13 protein-coding genes are annotated in these 16,618 nt (G+C 73.0%); 9 read left to right on the top strand and 4 right to left on the bottom strand.

Translation table 11 applies throughout. The features are described from left to right. Window positions 1-28 precede the first annotated feature (28 nt). Both ACFY9V_RS06315 and ACFY9V_RS06310 read left to right on the top strand, forming a co-directional pair. Entirely contained in the window at window positions 29-799 is a 771-nt protein-coding gene (locus ACFY9V_RS06315; protein WP_391043951.1) for a methyltransferase domain-containing protein, read from the top strand. Window positions 800-1,046: 247 nt separating this feature from the next. After that, window positions 1,047-1,475: a DUF3040 domain-containing protein gene (locus tag ACFY9V_RS06310; protein ID WP_355334142.1), complete on the top strand. Its 429-nt coding sequence runs from the start codon at window positions 1,047-1,049 to the stop codon at window positions 1,473-1,475. Between the two features lie 388 nt (window positions 1,476-1,863). Here the strand turns inward: ACFY9V_RS06310 and ACFY9V_RS06305 are convergent, their stop codons facing one another. The 4 genes from ACFY9V_RS06305 to ACFY9V_RS06290 all read right to left on the bottom strand — a co-directional run bounded on the left by ACFY9V_RS06305 (window position 1,864) and on the right by ACFY9V_RS06290 (window position 7,542). Further along, window positions 1,864-4,266, bottom strand: a complete 2,403-nt coding sequence (locus ACFY9V_RS06305; protein ID WP_391159775.1) for a transglutaminaseTgpA domain-containing protein — start codon at window positions 4,264-4,266, stop codon at window positions 1,864-1,866. Further along, complete coding sequence (locus tag ACFY9V_RS06300; protein ID WP_391159773.1) at window positions 4,263-5,804, bottom strand: DUF58 domain-containing protein; 1,542 nt, start codon at window positions 5,802-5,804, stop codon at window positions 4,263-4,265. The genes ACFY9V_RS06305 and ACFY9V_RS06300 overlap by 4 nt, the downstream gene beginning before the upstream one ends. After that, the gene (locus ACFY9V_RS06295) at window positions 5,804-6,826 is read right to left on the bottom strand and encodes a MoxR family ATPase (protein WP_188283215.1); all 1,023 of its coding nucleotides are present in this window, start codon (window positions 6,824-6,826) and stop codon (window positions 5,804-5,806) included. Before ACFY9V_RS06295 ends, ACFY9V_RS06300 begins: the two co-directional genes overlap by 1 nt. Before the next feature lie 152 nt (window positions 6,827-6,978). Further along, window positions 6,979-7,542 (bottom strand): carbonic anhydrase, encoded by a 564-nt coding sequence (locus tag ACFY9V_RS06290; protein ID WP_355334136.1) that lies wholly within the window; start codon window positions 7,540-7,542, stop codon window positions 6,979-6,981. Window positions 7,543-7,810: 268 nt separating this feature from the next. Between ACFY9V_RS06290 and mraZ the strand changes: the two genes are divergently transcribed. The 7 genes from mraZ to mraY all read left to right on the top strand — a co-directional run bounded on the left by mraZ (window position 7,811) and on the right by mraY (window position 16,602). Next, window positions 7,811-8,242 (top strand): division/cell wall cluster transcriptional repressor MraZ, encoded by a 432-nt coding sequence (mraZ, locus tag ACFY9V_RS06285; protein WP_355334133.1) that lies wholly within the window; start codon window positions 7,811-7,813, stop codon window positions 8,240-8,242. Between the two features lie 198 nt (window positions 8,243-8,440). Beyond that, the gene (gene rsmH, locus ACFY9V_RS06280) at window positions 8,441-9,418 is read left to right on the top strand and encodes a 16S rRNA (cytosine(1402)-N(4))-methyltransferase RsmH (protein ID WP_355334131.1); all 978 of its coding nucleotides are present in this window, start codon (window positions 8,441-8,443) and stop codon (window positions 9,416-9,418) included. 386 nt (window positions 9,419-9,804) lie between these two features. Next, window positions 9,805-10,275 (top strand): cell division protein FtsL, encoded by a 471-nt coding sequence (locus ACFY9V_RS06275; RefSeq protein WP_391159772.1) that lies wholly within the window; start codon window positions 9,805-9,807, stop codon window positions 10,273-10,275. Window positions 10,276-10,341: 66 nt separating this feature from the next. Continuing rightward, window positions 10,342-12,468, top strand: a complete 2,127-nt coding sequence (locus ACFY9V_RS06270) for a penicillin-binding transpeptidase domain-containing protein (RefSeq protein ID WP_391159770.1) — start codon at window positions 10,342-10,344, stop codon at window positions 12,466-12,468. A 2-nt stretch (window positions 12,469-12,470) separates the two neighbouring features. Then, the gene (locus ACFY9V_RS06265; RefSeq protein ID WP_391159768.1) at window positions 12,471-14,084 is read left to right on the top strand and encodes a UDP-N-acetylmuramoyl-L-alanyl-D-glutamate--2,6-diaminopimelate ligase; all 1,614 of its coding nucleotides are present in this window, start codon (window positions 12,471-12,473) and stop codon (window positions 14,082-14,084) included. Then, window positions 14,081-15,541: a UDP-N-acetylmuramoyl-tripeptide--D-alanyl-D-alanine ligase gene (gene murF / locus ACFY9V_RS06260; protein WP_355334122.1), complete on the top strand. Its 1,461-nt coding sequence runs from the start codon at window positions 14,081-14,083 to the stop codon at window positions 15,539-15,541. The genes ACFY9V_RS06265 and murF overlap by 4 nt, the downstream gene beginning before the upstream one ends. Continuing rightward, window positions 15,538-16,602 (top strand): phospho-N-acetylmuramoyl-pentapeptide-transferase, encoded by a 1,065-nt coding sequence (mraY, locus tag ACFY9V_RS06255; protein WP_188282125.1) that lies wholly within the window; start codon window positions 15,538-15,540, stop codon window positions 16,600-16,602. Before murF ends, mraY begins: the two co-directional genes overlap by 4 nt. Window positions 16,603-16,618 lie beyond the last annotated feature (16 nt).

Here is a 16,618-nt window from a genome sequence, read left to right as displayed (position 1 = left end):
GACCAGCCCCTGCGAGGAGCCGCGCGCCATGTCCCGTCAAGGAGGGGTGGACCCGATGCGCCCCCGTGCCAGTCTGCGTACCGCCGTGGTGTGGGAGGTCCTCAAGGACGCTCTCGAACGGCGGGCCAAGACCGCGGACACGGCGGCACTCGACGTCCTGGACACCGGCGGCGGCACCGGCAACTTCGCGGTGCCCGTCGCCCGGCTCGGCCACCGCGTCACCGTCGTCGACCCCAGCCCCGACGCGCTCTTCGCACTGGAGCGGCGAGCCGCCGAGGCCGGGGTCACCGACCGGGTCAGCGCCGTCCAGGGCGACACCCACGGGCTGCCCGACATCGTGCCCCGCGCGAGCTGGGACATGGTGCTGTGCCACGGCGTCCTGGAGTACGTGGACGACCCGGCGGAGGCCGTGCGCAACGTGGTCGGCGCGCTCCGCCCCTCCGGCGCCCTCAGCCTGCTCGCGGCGGGCCGCGGCGGCGCCGTACTGGCCCGCGCCCTCGCCGGGCACTTCGCGGAGGCTCAGCACGCCCTCGGTGACCCGGACGGCCGATGGGGCGACGGCGATTCGCTGCCCCGCCGCTACACCGCGGACCAGCTCACCCGGCTGGTCACCGACGCGGGTCTGCGGGCCGCCGCCGTGCACGGCATCAGGGTCTTCGCCGACCTCGTCCCCGGCGTCCTGGTCGACACCGAGCCGGGCGCCCTGGAGGCGCTGCTGCGGCTGGAGCTGGCAGCGGCGGAGGAGCCCGGATTCCACTCGGTGGCCACCCAGCTCCACGTCCTCGGCGAGCGCGGCTGACGGACCCCGCGAGACCCCCGGAAGGACCTCTTCCGCTTCACCCGCCCCCGCCACCGGCCGGAGTAGTCGGTCACAGGCCCCCCGTACCGCCATTGCTGACCGTATGCTGGCATGACGTAACGGCGGACGGGGAATGAAGCCCCCGTCGGATTGGCGTAGTGGGGCGGGTTTCATGGGGGCGAATCCCTGCCTATCCTGAAAGGGTCGGACCGGTCGCCCCCCTGCGACCGACGAGTAGGAGGACTCCGTGCCGCTCTCGGAGCACGAGCAGCGCATGCTCGAGCAGATGGAGCGAGCGCTGTACGCCGAAGATCCCAAGTTCGCGTCGGCGCTTGAGGGAAGTGGGCTGCGCACGTACACCAGGCGGCGTGTCTACCAGTCGGTGGCGGGCTTCCTGGTCGGTATCGCGCTGCTCATGGGCGGCATGATCGCCAAGCAGCCCTGGATCAGTGTGGTGGGCTTCCTGGTCATGCTGGCCTGTGCGGTGCTGGCCGTCACCGGCTGGCGCAAGGCGGGCAAGCCGGGCGAGGCGGCGCCCGCCGCCGGGGTTCCCGGTGCCCCCGGCGCACCCGGCCGGCGGCTCAGCCGCCGCAACCAGGCCAAGCGGGGCAAGGTCATGGACCGGATCGAGGAGCGGTGGCAGCGCCGCCGCGACGAGCAGCAGGGTGGCCGCTAGAGGGTCACTTCCGCCAGCACGGCGCACCGTCCGAGGGTCCCGCACCCTCCCGGCGGTGCGCCGATCTTTTTGCCCCCTGGGCGCCCACCTGTCGCCGTGCGGCGAGCCGATCCCTGAGGGTCGCGGCCCTGAGGCCGTGCTGGCGCGCGAGGCATGTCCCCGGAGGGGCGCTGGGGGGCGCCTCCCAGCGTTAGCTGGGGGAGGAACCGCGCGGTCGGCCGCCGGCCGCGCTCCCGCAGGTGACCACCCGCCCCGGCGGGGCAGTCCGGTCGTTCCCGGACCACCGGCCCCTGGGGGCGGGCGCGCTGTTCCTCCCGCCCCTGACGGGGGCACGCCCCGCGCGGACGGCGCAGCCCCCTGAGGGGCGCCCCACCCGCGCGGTGGGGACTCACGCCTGGCGGGCCAGGCGCCTCCTCAGCGGAGCGACAAGGCGATGCCCGGCCTCGGACAGACGGAGAGTGACCGCGGACCACCGGTCAGAAAGCTGCCAGATCACCCGGGCGGAGGAACGCGGCAGAAGCACCGCCCGAAGGCGACCGCGGCGCCCGGCCGCCGCGTGCAGGCCCTCGCGGACGTGCCGGACATCGGCCGGCAACCCGGTGACCGGCTGGGGCCTGGGCGAGTAGAGCACCTGCTCCACCGCCGTGGCCAGGGCGCCCGCGGAGACCGCGGCCTGGCCGGTCAGACCGCCGTCCTGGACCAGCCGGGCCATCGCCCGCCGCGGGGTCTCGGAGTCGTCCGGCGGGACGCCGTAGTCCCAGCCGGTGTCGACCACCTCGCGCCAGGCGGACAGGGCGAGCCCTTCGGCCCTGTCACGTCCGCCGCCGAGCCTTCTGGACCGCTGTCGGCGCCGCCAGAGCATGGGCAGCAGCGGGACGGCCAGCACCAGCAGCGCGAGCAGCGTGAGCACGGCGATCCTGCCGCCGCCGAATCCGCCGCCGCCGGAACCGCCGGAAGCGGCCACCGCCGTGTTGTCGCAGGAGCTCTGCGCCCGGTTGTCGCTGCCGCAGCTCGCGCTCGCCGACGGCGTCGGGGTCGGCGTCGTCGCCGTGCCGTGCTGCCCCTGGTCGGCGGGCTCGTTGGTGCCCGAGGGCGTCGTGGTCTGGGTGTACGAGGGGGCCGTGCCCCGGTACGGGGTCGGCTCGAAACGGGTCCAGCCGATGCCCTCGAAGTACAGCTCGGGCCAGGCGTGCGCGTCCTTGAGGCCCACTGACATCGTGCCGTCCGAGCCCTGCTGCGAGCCGGGGGTGAAGCCGACCGCCACCCGCGCCGGGATGTGCAGCGTGCGGGCCATCGCCGCCATGGTGAAGGCGAAGTGGATGCAGAAGCCTTCCTTGGTGCGCAGGAACCGCGCTATGGCGTCCACGCCGGTGCCCGACTGCGCCTTGGTGTTGTAGACGAACGCGCCCGAGGTGAAGTACCGCTGGAGCGCCAGCGCCTTCTCGTAGTCGTTGTTCGCCGACTCCGTCACCTGCTGCGCGGTCTGCGCGACCACCTTCGGCAGCGAGCCGGGCACCTTGGTGTACTCCTCGGCGACCCGTCCGGTGGCCGGGGGCGCGGCGGCGAGCTGCGCGGCCGTCGGCTGCACCTGCATGCTCGTGACCGAGTACGTCAGACCCGAGGTGTTCTGCCCGCGGTCGCCGATGATCGTCCGGCCCTCGGGCTCGAACCGCCAGTGCCCCGACACGTCGACGCCCAGCGCCGGGAAGGGCATCGGCAGCCAGCCCTGCGCGTAGCCGTCGTCGACCTTCACCGTCGTCTGGACCTTGGAGTACTTCACGTCGGAGGCCATGCCCGCGGGCTGCGGCAGCACCGACGGGATGTCCTCGATCTTCCGCTTCGACGGCTGCCACTGCGTGCCGTCGAACTGGTCGAGCGCCACGATCCGCAAGTACATGCTGGACAGATCGGTGGAGTTGGTCCGGTACGAGAGGACTTCGCGGTTGTCCTGCTGGTTGAGGTTGTCCTGGAGGGCCACCACCGGGTTGACCGCGGAGATCGTGCCGCCGCGCCCCGGTCCCGTACCGGTGCCCGAGGTGTCCAGCAGGCCGCTGCCCAGCGACGGCAGCACGGCGGGCGCGACCAGGGCCAGGCCCAGCGCCATCACGCCGATCCTGCGGCCGGTGCGCACCGGGGCCAGCGCCCGGCTGCCGGAGGCCGGGTTGGCGGAGCCGCCCCAGCCGTTGGCCGGCGGACCGCCGCCGAAGACCCGGCCCCAGCGCGAGAGCCGGTCCCGGCCCTCGGCCAGGAGCAGCAGCAGGTAACCGGCGGCGGCGACGACGAAGTACAGCCACTGCGCACCGCCGTTGGACAGCCCCGCGGCCACCGAGTACAGCGCCAGCAGCGGAAGTCCCGCGGGGGCCGCGCTGTTGTACGTGACGGCCAGCGCGTCCACCGCGAGCGCGACCACCAGCACACCGCCGACCAGCAGCATCCTGATGCCGGGGGTGACCGGCGCCGGGATGGCGAACTGGCTGACGTCGGTCAGCCCGTCGCGTACCAGGTCGCTGAGGTGGACGAAGGCGTTGGGACCGGGGATGACGCCGCCCAGTGCCTGGTGCGGCGCGAACATCACGGTCAGCACGAGCAGTGAGACCACCGCCTGCGCGAGGACGGTCAACGGCCGGGCCAGCGGCACCCGTCGGGCCAGCGCGCCGACCCCGGACTGGAGTGCCACGAAGAGCACGGCCTGGAACATCCAGCCCGCGGGGGTGGCCAGCGGCAGCAGCGAGCAGGCGGCCATCACGGAGGCGGCCGCCGCACACACCGTCAGCCGGGCACGTCCGCTCATGTTGTGGCCCCTGCCTCTTGCTGTTCCTCGCGTGAGCGGTAACGGTCGGCCCGCTGCCACAGTTCCGGCAGCGAGTCCCCGGCGCGTACCGACAGCACCGTCCAGCCCGCCTCGCGGAGCATCCGCAGCGGTGTCGGGGTGTCGTCGTCCTCGGCGCCGGTCTCCCGCGCGCCGTGCTCGGCCGGGGGCTCCGACCTGGCGCCCGGCTCGCGGGCCGTCCAGTCGTCGCTGTCCAGGACGAACGCGACGGCGCCGCCCGCCCGTTGCCGCATCCGGCCGACGTTGGCCGCCTGCTCCTCGTCCAGGTCGCCGAGGAAGGCCACCAGCAGCCCCTCGTGGCTGGACCGCAGCACCTCGTAGGCGCGGGACAGGCCGTCGCTGTGCGCGGCGTCGGGGCCGGAGCCGGAGCCGGAGCCGGAGCCGGAGCCGGGCGACTGCGCCAGGTCGTCGGAGTGGTCGACCACGGCGAGGGTGTCCAGCAGGACGCCCGCCATGTCCGAGGAGTCGCCGACGTAGCCGCCGGTGCCCTCGGGGCCGGGGACGCTGCTGCCGGTGTCGGTCAGCAGCCTTACCGCGAAGCCGCGTTCCAGCATGTGGGTGGAGACCGAGGCGGCGGCCGAGACCGCCCACTCGAACGCCGAGTCGGGGCCCGCGCCGTAGTAGGCGGAGCGCCGGGTGTCCAGCAGGACGGTGCAGCGCGCGCGGTGCGGCTGCTCCTCGCGGCGCACCATCAGCTCGCCGTACTTGGCGGTGGAGCGCCAGTGCACCCGGCGCAGGTCGTCGCCGTGCCGGTAGCCGCGCGGGATGACGTCGTCCTCGCCGGCGAAGGCCAGCGCGCGGGTGCGGCTCTCGCCGTAGCCGTTGGCCTCACCGGCCAGGCGTACCGGCGGCAGCGCCTCGACGCGCGGCACCACGGTGAGGGTGTCGAACGCGCTGAAGGAGCGGGTCAGTTCGCACATGCCGAAGGGGTCGGTCAGCCGCAGTTGCAGCGGGCCGAGCGGGTAGCGGCCCCGCAGGTCGGAGCGGACCCGGTAGGACACCTCGCGGTGGCCGCCGGGCTCCACCCGGTCCAGTACGAAGCGCGGGCGCGGGCCGAGCACGTACGGCACCCGGTCCTGGAGCATCAGCAGTCCGGTGGGGATGCGCGAGACGTTGTCGACCCGCAGGTGCACGCGGGACTCCGACATGGCGGGCACCCGCGACGGGGCGAGCCGCCTGCTGCCCGCGACCCGGTAGCGGGTGCGGTACAGGACGGCGACGCAGACCAGCGGCAGGATCGCCAGCAGCAGTCCGACCCGCAGCAGGTCGGGCTGGCCGAGCACGTAGGCGCATATCCCGGCGGCGACCCCGGCCGCGACGAAGGACCGGCCCCGGGTGGTGAGTCCGCCGAGCGCGGTACGGAATCCGCCGCTCGCCTGCTGCGGTCCCGCGGTGCCCGGCGGGCCGCCCTGGCGGCCCTGCGCCGGGCCGCGCTGCGGCTGCGGCGCGGGTTGCGGCGGTCGGGTCGGCGGCGGGGTCCCGGCGCCGGGCGTCGCCATCACAGGCCCCGCAGGCCCTGCGGGCGGGCGGACGGCTTCTGCGGCCAGCCGCCGGCCGCCGGGTCGGGCACCGGGACGCGCTGCACGATCTCGGCGACCACCTGTTCGGGGGTGCGCCGGTTCAACTGCGCCTGCGCGGTGGGCAGCAGGCGGTGCGCCAGTACGGAGGAGGCCAGGCCCTGCACGTCGTCGGGCAGCACGTAGTCCCGGCCGTCCAGCGCGGCGGAGGCCCTGGCGGCCCGCACCAGGTGCAAGGTGGCGCGCGGCGAGGCGCCGAGCCGCAGATCGGGGTGGTTGCGGGTGGCGCCGACCAGCGTCACCGCGTACCGCCGTACCGGCTCCGAGACATGCACCATCCGTACGGCCTCGACGAGCTTGACGATCTCGTGGGCGTGCGCGACGGGCTGGAGGTCGTCGAGCGGCGAGACACCGCCGTGCACGTCGAGCATCTTCAACTCGGCGTCCGGGCTGGGGTAGCCGATCGAGACCCGGGCGGTGAACCGGTCCCGCTGCGCCTCGGGCAGCGGATAGGTGCCCTCCATCTCCACCGGGTTCTGGGTGGCGATCACCATGAAGGGGCTCGGCAGTTCGTACGTGGTGCCGTCCACGGTGACCTGCCGCTCCTCCATCGACTCCAGCAGCGCCGACTGGGTCTTGGGCGAGGCGCGGTTGATCTCGTCGCCGACCACGATCTGCGCGAAGATCGCGCCCGGCTTGAACTCGAAGTCCCGCCGCTGCTGGTCGAAGACGCTCACACCGGTGATGTCGGACGGCAGCAGGTCGGGTGTGAACTGGATACGCCGCACCGAACAGTCGATCGACCGTGCCAGGGCCTTGGACAGCATCGTCTTACCGACACCCGGCACGTCCTCGATCAGCAGATGTCCCTCGGCGAGCAGCACCGTCAGTGCGATGCGGACGACTTCGGGCTTGCCCTCGATCACGTTCTCCACACTGCGGCGCACCCGGTCAGCGGTCGTCGTCAGATCGCTCAGGCTTGCTCGTGCGTCAAAGGTCGTCACCCGGTACTCCTCGGCCATGTTCCTCGGGACACGGTCATCCCTGGACCGGCCCACCCCACTTGCGTGCCGCTCGTGCTCGCGCCGGGCGAGGCAGTGCGGTGCCGCACGATGCATTCTTCCCTTACGCGGCACCCCACGTCACTCGCCTGCCGTTACTTGTTCGTGATTTCCCGGAGTAGACCAGTGTGCACGTCGAAGACGAACCCGCGCACGTCGTCGGTGTGCGCGAGGAAGGGCGAGGTGCGCACCCGGTTCATCGACTGCCGGACATCCTGGTCGATATCGGTGAACGCCTCCACCGACCAGGTCGGCCGCTGGCCGACCTCCCGTTCCAGTTCGGTACGGAAGTCCTCGGTGATGCTCTGCAGGCCGCAGTTGGTGTGGTGGATCAGCACGACGGAGCGGGTGCCCAGCGCGCGCTGGCTGATGGTGAGGGAGCGGATGGTGTCGTCGGTGACCACGCCGCCCGCGTTGCGGATGGTGTGGCAGTCGCCCAGCTCCAGGCCGAGCGCCCGGTGCAGGTCGATGCGGGCGTCCATGCAGGCCACGACGGCGACCTTCAGAACGGGCCTGGCATCCATGCCGGGGTCTTGGAACGCGTCGGCGTAGCGCTGGTTGGCTGCGACGAGCCGGTCGGTAACGGACGCGGTGGCGGTGTCTCCGGAGCGGCCGCTGACGTCGGTCGGCGCTGGGGAACCACTGGCAGATATCGACATGTCTCTGACGGTACGGCTCCGGGTGCCGTTCCACCTGCTGTGAGTTCCCACGAAATTTCGGCTCAAAAAGGATAAGCATCGGCAATTCCACGATGTGTGAGGTAGCCCACACACCCTCCGGGGCTCACCGGAAAGGGGTGACGCGAGGGGACGCGAGGGGTGACGCGGAGGTCGCGGGGGACGTGACGCGCCCGGCTCCGCTCTGCGTTGACCGTGGGGGCCGGTGGAGTAAAGTGGCGCGAAGTGGTGCCGTCTGCTGGAGGTGTGCATGTTCCTCGGGACGTACACCCCGCGGCTCGACGACAAGAACCGGCTGGTGCTGCCCGCCAGGTTCCGCGAGCAGTTCGCCGACGGACTGGTGATCACCAAGGGGCAGGAACGCTGCTTGTGCGTGTGGTCGGTCGACGGCTTCAAGGCCGCCACCAGGAGCCTGTCCGACGCCCCGCTGACCTCGAAGGGCGCGCGGGACTACCTGCGCGTGCTGTTCGCCGGGGCGCATGACGAGGTCCCCGACAAGCAGGGCCGGGTCACGGTGCCGCAGCCGCTGCGCGCCTACGCCGGGCTGGTCAGGGACTGCGCGGTGATCGGCGCGGGCAGCCGGGTGGAGATCTGGTCCGCGACCGCCTGGGAGGGCTATCTCGCGGCCCAGGAAGACACCTTTTCGGCCCTGTCCGAGGAGGTTCCGCCCGGATTACTGTGAGCGCGGCCCGACCGGTCCGCGCCCCGGCGCACCTGCGCGCACCCCACGCTTGACTCCGTACCACCGCGCGGACGTACGGCCCGGCCTCCTCCCGCTCTGCCGCTCCGCTGGCACCACTTCCCCGGTGCCAGGGGAACGTTTCCTTTCGAGCGGGCGGGGACCCGGTTCTACGTCCCTCGTACCGCCGAGAAGGGCCCCATGAGCGACACCACCCCCGCGCAGCCCGAGCCGCGCCATGTGCCGGTCATGCTCCGGCGCTGCCTGGACCTGCTGGCCCCCGCGCTCGCCGAGCCGGGCGCGGTCGTCGTGGACGCCACCCTCGGCCTCGGCGGCCACAGCGAGGCGCTGCTCAGCACGTTCCCCGCCGCCCGGCTGGTCGCGCTCGACCGCGACACCGAGGCGCTGAAGCTCTCCGCCGAGCGACTCGCGCCCTTCGGCGACCGCGCCACCCTCGTGCACGCGGTCTACGACGAGCTGCCCGACGTCCTGGACCGGCTCGGCATCGTCCGCGTCCAGGGCGTCCTGTTCGACCTCGGCGTCTCCTCCATGCAGCTCGACGAGGCCGGCCGCGGCTTCGCCTACGCCCAGGACGCGCCGCTGGACATGCGGATGGACCAGACCACCGGGATCAGCGCCGCCGAGGTGCTCAACACGTATCCGCCGGGCGACCTGGTGCGCATCCTGCGCGCGTACGGCGAGGAGAAATTCGCCCGCAAGATCGTGGACGCGGTGGTGCGCGAGCGGGAACGGGAGCCGTTCAGCAACAGCGCGCGCCTGGTGGAGCTGATCCGTACGGCGCTGCCGCAGGCCGCGATGCGCACCGGCGGCAACCCGGCCAAGCGGACCTTCCAGGCCCTGCGGATCGAGGTCAACGGCGAGCTGTCGGTGCTGGAGCGCGCGGTCCCGGCGGCCGTCGGGGCGCTCGCGGTCGGCGGCCGGATCGCCGTGCTGTCGTACCAGTCGCTGGAGGACCGGCTGGTCAAGCAGGTCCTCGCGGCCGGGGCCGCCACGACCGCGCCGCCCGGCCTGCCGGTGGTGCCCGAGCAGTACCAGCCCCGCCTGAAGCTGCTCACCCGCGGCGCGGAACTGCCCACCGAGGACGAGATCGCCGAGAACCGGCGGGCCGCGCCCGCCCGGCTGCGCGGCGCCGAGCGGATCCGCGAGGACGCGCGGTGAGCCAGGACCGACCGGGGGACCGGCGACGGCCCCCCGGCGACGACCGGGCACGCCGGGACCGGTCACCTGAGGGCCGGCCGGGCGACGGCCGGGCACGCGAGGAACCGGCGCGCGGACGCACCCCGCGCGAGGACCCCGCCCGTGGCCGCGCCCCGCGCCAGGAACCGCCCCGTAAGCGGGCCGCCGGTCAGGAACCGCCCCGTAAGCGGGCCGCCGGTCAGGAACCGTCCCGCGAGCGGGCCGCCCGCCAGGAACGGCCGCCGCGCCAGGACCGCGGGGAGCCGCGCCGCGGGACCGCGAGGGTGCCCAGGCCGCCGCGCCCGCCCGGCCTGTCCGTACGGCCGTCCGCGGGCCGCGGGTCCGCCCGGTCCGCAACCGCCGCCCGTATGCCGTTCGTCCTTCTTGTCGTGACCCTCCTCGCGGGCGGCCTGCTCTCCCTGCTGCTGCTCAACGGAGCGGTCAACCAGGACTCCTTCGAGCTGAACAAGCTTCAAAAGGAGACCAACGGTTACACGGACGAGCAGCAGCAGCTCCAGCAGGAGGTCGATCAGTACGCGGCCCCCGGCGGCCTGGAACAGCGCGCCCGGCAGCTCGGCATGGTGCCGGGCGGCAACCCGGCCTTCCTCAACCCGGACGGCAGCGTCCGGGGCACCCCCGAGGAGGCCACGGCGCCGCCCGCGCCGCCGCCGACCAGCAAGGCGCCGCCGGCCCCGACCGGCACGCCCACCGCGACCCCGCCGAGCGGCACCCCGACCGGGTCGCCGACCGGCGCCCCCGGCACCACTCCTTCGGCCCCCACGACCCCCGGCGGCGCGCACGCCGCAGCCACGACCACTCCCACTCCTCCCGGCAGGTGACTTCGTGAAGCCTCAGCCACCCTCCCCGACCGCCCGTTCCCCGCGCCCCGCGCGGAGGGCCGGCCGGTGAGCGAGCCGAGACGACCGCAGCCGGGCCGCGCCCCGCGCCCCGGCGCGCCCCGCCCCCGCGCGTCCGGAGCGGGCAACGCGGGCGGCGCGGCGGCCGGAGCCGCAGGAGCCCCCGCGGGCCGGATTCGCCGCCCCCGCCCCGAAGGCGCCGCGCCCCGGCCCGCCCAGCGCGCGGGCCAGCGGCTCGGCCAGCGCCCCGCCGCCCCCCGCCCGCGCCGCACCGCCCCGCCGCCGAGGGCCCCCCGCGGCCCCCGGCTGGTCAAGCTCGGCAGGCCCAAGCCCCGGCTGCGACTGGTCGGCGTCGCCCTCACCCTGGTGATGGCCGCCTTCGTGATCCGGCTGCTCCAGGTCCAGGCCGTGGACGCCTCCACCTACGCGGCCAAGGCCGCGGTGAACCGCTGGGTGACCCACGACGTCACCGCCGACCGCGGCACCATCACCGACCGCTCCGGCGTCGACCTGGCCACGACCGTGGACGCGTACGACATCACCGCCGACCCGTATCTGTTCACCCCGGAACAGACCAAGACCAAGGACGCGCCGCTCCAGGCCGCCGAACTGCTCGCGCCGATCGTCGGCGGCGACCCGACGGCCATCGCCAAGGCGCTGGCCACCCCCAAGTCCCGCTACCAGGTGATCGCCCGCCAGCAGTCCCCGCAGGTCTGGAACCAGATCAAGGACCTGAAGAAGGCGTTCGCCGCCACGTACGCCAGGGGACAGGGCGCCAACGTGCTGGCCGGGGTCTTCAGCGAGACCCACACCAAACGCGTCTACCCCGGCGGCGACCTGGCCGCGGGCGTCCTCGGCTTCGTCAACAGCCAGGGCGTGGGCGGCGGCGGCCTCGAATCCATGCTCAACAAGGAACTCGCGGGCAAGAACGGCAAGATCCGCTACGCCCAGTCCGACGGCCGGCAGGTGCCCACCGCGGGCGTCCAGGAACACCCCGCCGTGCCCGGCTCCGACGTCGAGCTGACCCTGGACCGGGACATCCAGTGGGCCGCCCAGAGCGCGATCACCGCCCAGGTGCAGAAGTCCAAGGCCGACCGCGGCTATGTGATCGTCCAGGACTCCCGGACCGGCGAGGTGCTGGCCATGGCCGACGCCCCCGGCTTCGACCCCGGCGACCTCGCCCACGCCGACCCGCGCGCGCTCGGCAACGCGGCGATGCAGGACGCGTACGAGCCCGGCAGCGTCAGCAAGCTGATGTCGATGGCCGCGATCCTCGACACCGGCACCGCCACCCCCGACACCCGGGTCACCGTCCCCGGCACCCTGCCGCGCGCCGACCGGGTCTTCCACGACGACGTCGACCACGGCACCTGGTACCTGACGCTCAACGGTGTCCTGGCCAAGTCCAGCAACATCGGCACCATCCTGGCCAGCCAGCAGCTCGGCACGACCCAGCCGCAGGCCAACCGGGTGCTCTACTCGTACCTGAAGAAATTCGGCATCGGCGACCCCACCGGCATCGGCTTCCCCGGCGAGACACCCGGCATCCTGGCCAAGCCGCAGGACTGGAACGCCTCCCAGCAGTTCACCATCCCGTTCGGCCAGGGCCTGTCGGTCAACGCGCTCCAGGCCACCTCGGTCTACTCGACGATCGCCAACGGGGGCGTACGCGTCCAGCCCACGCTGATCCGCGGCACCACGGGACCCGACGGCCGCTACGTCCCCGCGGACCCGGCCAAGAAGACCCGGGTGGTCAGCGCGCAGACCGCCAAGACGCTCTCCACGATGCTCGAATCGGTCGTCGGCGACGAACAGGGCACCGGACTCCACGCGCGGATCGCCGGATACCGCGTCGCGGGCAAGACCGGTACGGCCAACCGGGTGGACCCGGAGACCGGCAAGTACAAGGGCTACACCTCGTCGTTCCTGGGGTTCGCGCCCGCCGACGACCCGCACGTCACGGTCTCCTGCGTGATCCAGAACCCGACCAGGGGCAGCTACTTCGGCGGCTCCATCTGCGGCCCGGTCTTCAAGCAGGTCATGGAATTCGCGCTCAAGACGCTGAAGGTCCCGCCGTCCGGCACCAAGGCTCCCCATCTGCCGGTCGACTTCGACCCGGCCCAGCCCGCGACGCCGCCCGGCACCGCGAAGCCCGGCACGGACAAGGCGCGGTGATCATGAATTTTGGCTCGCACCCCGGCCAGCCCGGTAACCTCACCGCCGTGCCCAAAGCTGATCAGCCCACCCTCACCCAGCCGGGCGCGCCGCGCCCGACGCGTATCCGCCCCAAAACCCTGCACGAACTCGCGGAACTCACCGGACCTCTCGGTACGCGGGTGCCGGACGGCCCCACCGCGCAGGTCACCGGCATCACGCACGACTCGCGCGCGGTCCGCTCCGGTGACCTGTACGCGGCGCTGCCCGGCGCGCGCTTCCACGGCGCGGACTTCGCCGCGCAGGCCGCCGCCGCCGGAGCCGTCGCCGTACTGACCGACCCGGCGGGCACCGAGCGCGCCGCCGCCACCGGACTGCCCGTCCTGACCGTGGACGACCCGCGGGCCCGGATGGGCGAGCTGGCCGCCGCCGTCTACGACCAGCCGGGCGACGGCCTGCTGCGGGTCGGGATCACCGGCACGTCGGGCAAGACCACCACCGCCTACCTCGTCGAGGGCGGCCTGCGCGCCGCGCGCGACGGCGGCACCGGCCTCATCGGCACCGTCGAGACCCGGATCGGCGACGACCGGATCAAGAGCGAGCGCACCACACCGGAGGCCACCGACCTCCAGGCGCTCTTCGCCGTGATGCGCGAACGCGGTGTCGAGTCGGTGGTCATGGAGGTCTCCAGCCACGCCCTGGTGCTCGGCCGGGTCGACGGGGCGGTGTTCGACGTGGCCGTCTTCAACAACCTCAGCCCCGAGCACATGGAGTTCCACGCGGGCATGGAGGACTACTTCCAGGCCAAGGCGCAGCTCTTCACCCCGCGCCGCAGCCGGCTCGGCGTGGTCAACCTGGACGACGCGTACGGCCGCAGGCTGGTCGGCGAGGCCACCGTGCCGCTGGTCACCTTCTCCGCCGAAGGGCGGCTGGACGCGGACTGGCGGGCCGAGGACGTCGAGGCGGGGCTGCACGGCAGCACCTTCACCGTGCTCGGCCCCAAGGGCGAGCGGGTGGACGCCACCGCGCCGCTGCCCGGCCCCTTCAACGTCGCCAACACCCTGGCCGCGATCACCGCGCTGGCCGCCGCGGGCCTCGACCCGCAGACCGCCGCCGACGGCATCGCCGCCGTCCCCGGCGTCCCCGGCCGCCTGGAGCGGGTCGACGCGGGACAGCCGTATCTGGCGGTCGTGGACTACGCGCACAAGACCGACGCCGTGGAGCTGATGCTGCGCGCGCTGCGCAAGACCACCCGCGGCCGGATCCACGCCGTGCTCGGCTGCGGCGGCGACCGCGACACCACCAAGCGCGGGCCGATGGGCGCGGCGGTCGCCCGGCTCGCCGACACCGCCGTACTGACCTCCGACAACCCGCGGTCGGAGGACCCGCTGGCCATCCTCGCCGCGATGCTGAACGGCGCGTGCGAGGTCCCCGCGCAGCAGCGCGGACACGTCATCGTCGAACCCGACAGAGCCGCCGCCGTCGCCGCCGCCGTCGCACGGGCCGAGCCCGGCGACATCGTGGTGGTGGCGGGCAAGGGCCATGAACAGGGCCAGGACATCGCCGGAGAGGTACGCCCCTTCGACGACCGAGAGGTGCTGCGCGCCGCGATCGAGAAGGACCGACAAGCACTGTGATCCCCCTCACCCTCGCCGAGGTCGCACGCGCGGTCGGCGGGAGCACGCACGACATACCGGACACGGAAGTACGTGTCACCGGCCCGGTGGTCAGGGACTCCCGCGAGGTGGTGCCCGGCGCGCTCTTCGTGGCGTTCGCCGGAGCCAAGGCCGACGGCCACGACTTCGCCGCCGACGTGGTCGCGGCGGGCGCCGTGGCGGTGCTCGCCACCCGGCCGGTCGGCGTACCCGCGATCGTCGTGGACGACGTACAGACCGCGCTCGGCGCCCTCGCCAAGCACGTCATCGAGCGGCTGGGCGCCACCGTGGTGGCGCTGACCGGCTCCGCGGGCAAGACCAGCACCAAGGACCTCATCGCGCAGCTCCTGGAGCGGCACGCGCCCACCGTGTGGACACCGGGCTCGCTGAACAACGAGATCGGGCTGCCGCTGACCGCGCTGAGCGCCGACGAGCACACCCGGCACCTGGTGCTGGAGATGGGCGCCCGCGGTATCGGCCACATCAGCTACCTGACCGGACTGACCCCGCCGCGGATCGGCCTGGTGCTCAACGTCGGCAGCGCGCACATCGGCGAGTTCGGCGGCCGGGAGCAGATCGCCCAGGCCAAGGGCGAGCTGGTCGAGGCGCTGCCCGCGGCGGCCGAGGGCGGCATCGCCGTACTCAACGCCGACGACCCGCTGGTACGCGCCATGGCCTCCCGTACCAAGGCGCGCGTCGTGTACTTCGGCGAGTCGGCCAGGTCGGTCGACGGCGTGGACGTCGAGGTGACCGCCGAGAATGTCCGGCTCAACGACCGGGGTCAGGCCGTCTTCACGCTGCGAACACCCACCGGGTGCGCCGAGGTGACCTTGCGCCTGTACGGTGAGCACCACGTGTCGAACGCGCTCGCCGCGACCGCCGTAGCCCGTGAACTGGGCATGCCCGTCGACGAGATCGCCACCGCGCTCTCCGAGGCCGGCACGCTCTCGCACTGGCGCATGGAGGTCACCGAGCGGCCCGACGGCGTGACGGTCGTCAACGACGCTTACAACGCGAACCCCGAATCCATGAGGGCTGCCCTGCGCACACTCGCAGCGATGGGCAGATCCACACAGGCGCGCGGGGGGCGCACGTGGGCGGTGCTCGGAAAGATGGCCGAACTCGGCGGGGAAGCACTCGTCGAGCACGACGCGGTGGGGCGGCTGGCCGTCCGGCTCAACGTCAGCAAGCTCGTGGCCGTGGGCGGTACCGAAGCCGCCTGGCTGCAAATGGGCGCCTATAACGAGGGTTCGTGGGGTGAGGAGTCGGTGCACGTGTCCGACGCGGAGGCGGCGATCGACCTGTTGCGCAGCGAAGTGCGCCCGGGGGACGTCGTACTGGTGAAGGCATCGAGGTCGGTCGGCCTGGAGTCCGTCGCCCTGGCGCTGCTCGAAGCCGACGGCTTCGACGGCTCGGCCCGTGAGGGTGCCGCCCTGTGAAGCAGATTCTCGTCTCCGGCGTCCTGGGGCTCTTCCTGTCGCTGGTCGGCACACCGCTGTTGATCCGCCTGCTGGCCCGCAAGGGCTACGGACAGATGATCCGGGACGACGGTCCGAAGGCGCACCACAGCAAGCGCGGCACGCCCACCATGGGCGGTATCGCGTTCATCCTGGCCACGCTGATCGCCTACGCGGCGACCAAGCTGATCACCGGTGACAAGCCGACCATGTCCGGCGTGCTGGTGCTCTTCCTCTTCGCCGGTATGGGCCTGGTCGGCTTCCTCGACGACTACATCAAGATCGTCAAGCAGCGCAGCCTCGGCCTGCGCGCCAAGGCGAAGATGTCGGGCCAGCTCATCGTCGGCATCGCCTTCGCGGCGCTCGCGCTGAACTTCAAGGACTCCCGCGGCCAGACCCCGGCCTCCACCAAGCTGTCGTTCACCACCGACTTCGGCTGGTCCATCGGCCCGGTGATCTTCGTGGTCTGGGCGCTGTTCATGATCCTGGCGATGTCCAACGGCGTGAACCTCACCGACGGCCTCGACGGCCTGGCCACCGGCGCCTCCACCATGGTCTTCGCCGCCTACACCGTCATCGGCGTGTGGCAGTACGGCCAGTGGTGCGGCGCCCCGGTCAGCGCCAACGGCGCGTGTTACGAGGTCCGCGACCCACTCGATCTCGCGGTGGTCGCGGCGGCCCTGATGGGAGCCTGCTTCGGCTTCCTGTGGTGGAACACCTCACCGGCCAAGATCTTCATGGGCGACACCGGCTCCCTGGCCCTGGGCGGCGCGCTCGCGGGCCTCGCGATCTGCTCCCGCACCGAGATGCTGCTGGCCATCCTCGGCGGCCTCTTCGTCCTGATCACGATGTCCGTGATCATCCAGGTCGGCTCCTTCCGGCTCACCGGCAAGCGGGTCTTCCGGATGGCGCCACTCCAGCACCACTTCGAACTCAAGGGGTGGAGCGAAGTCCTGGTCGTGGTCAGATTCTGGATCATCCAGGGCATGTGCATGGCCGTCGGACTCGGCATCTTCTACGCGGGCTGGGTGGCCGCGTCGTGACGACCGACTCCCCGGC

The organism is Streptomyces sp. NPDC008317 (assembly GCF_042955955.1).
GTDB lineage: Bacteria > Actinomycetota > Actinomycetes > Streptomycetales > Streptomycetaceae > Actinacidiphila.
Note: the sequence above shows the minus strand (reverse complement) of the source record. Positions and strands in the feature narration are given on the sequence as shown.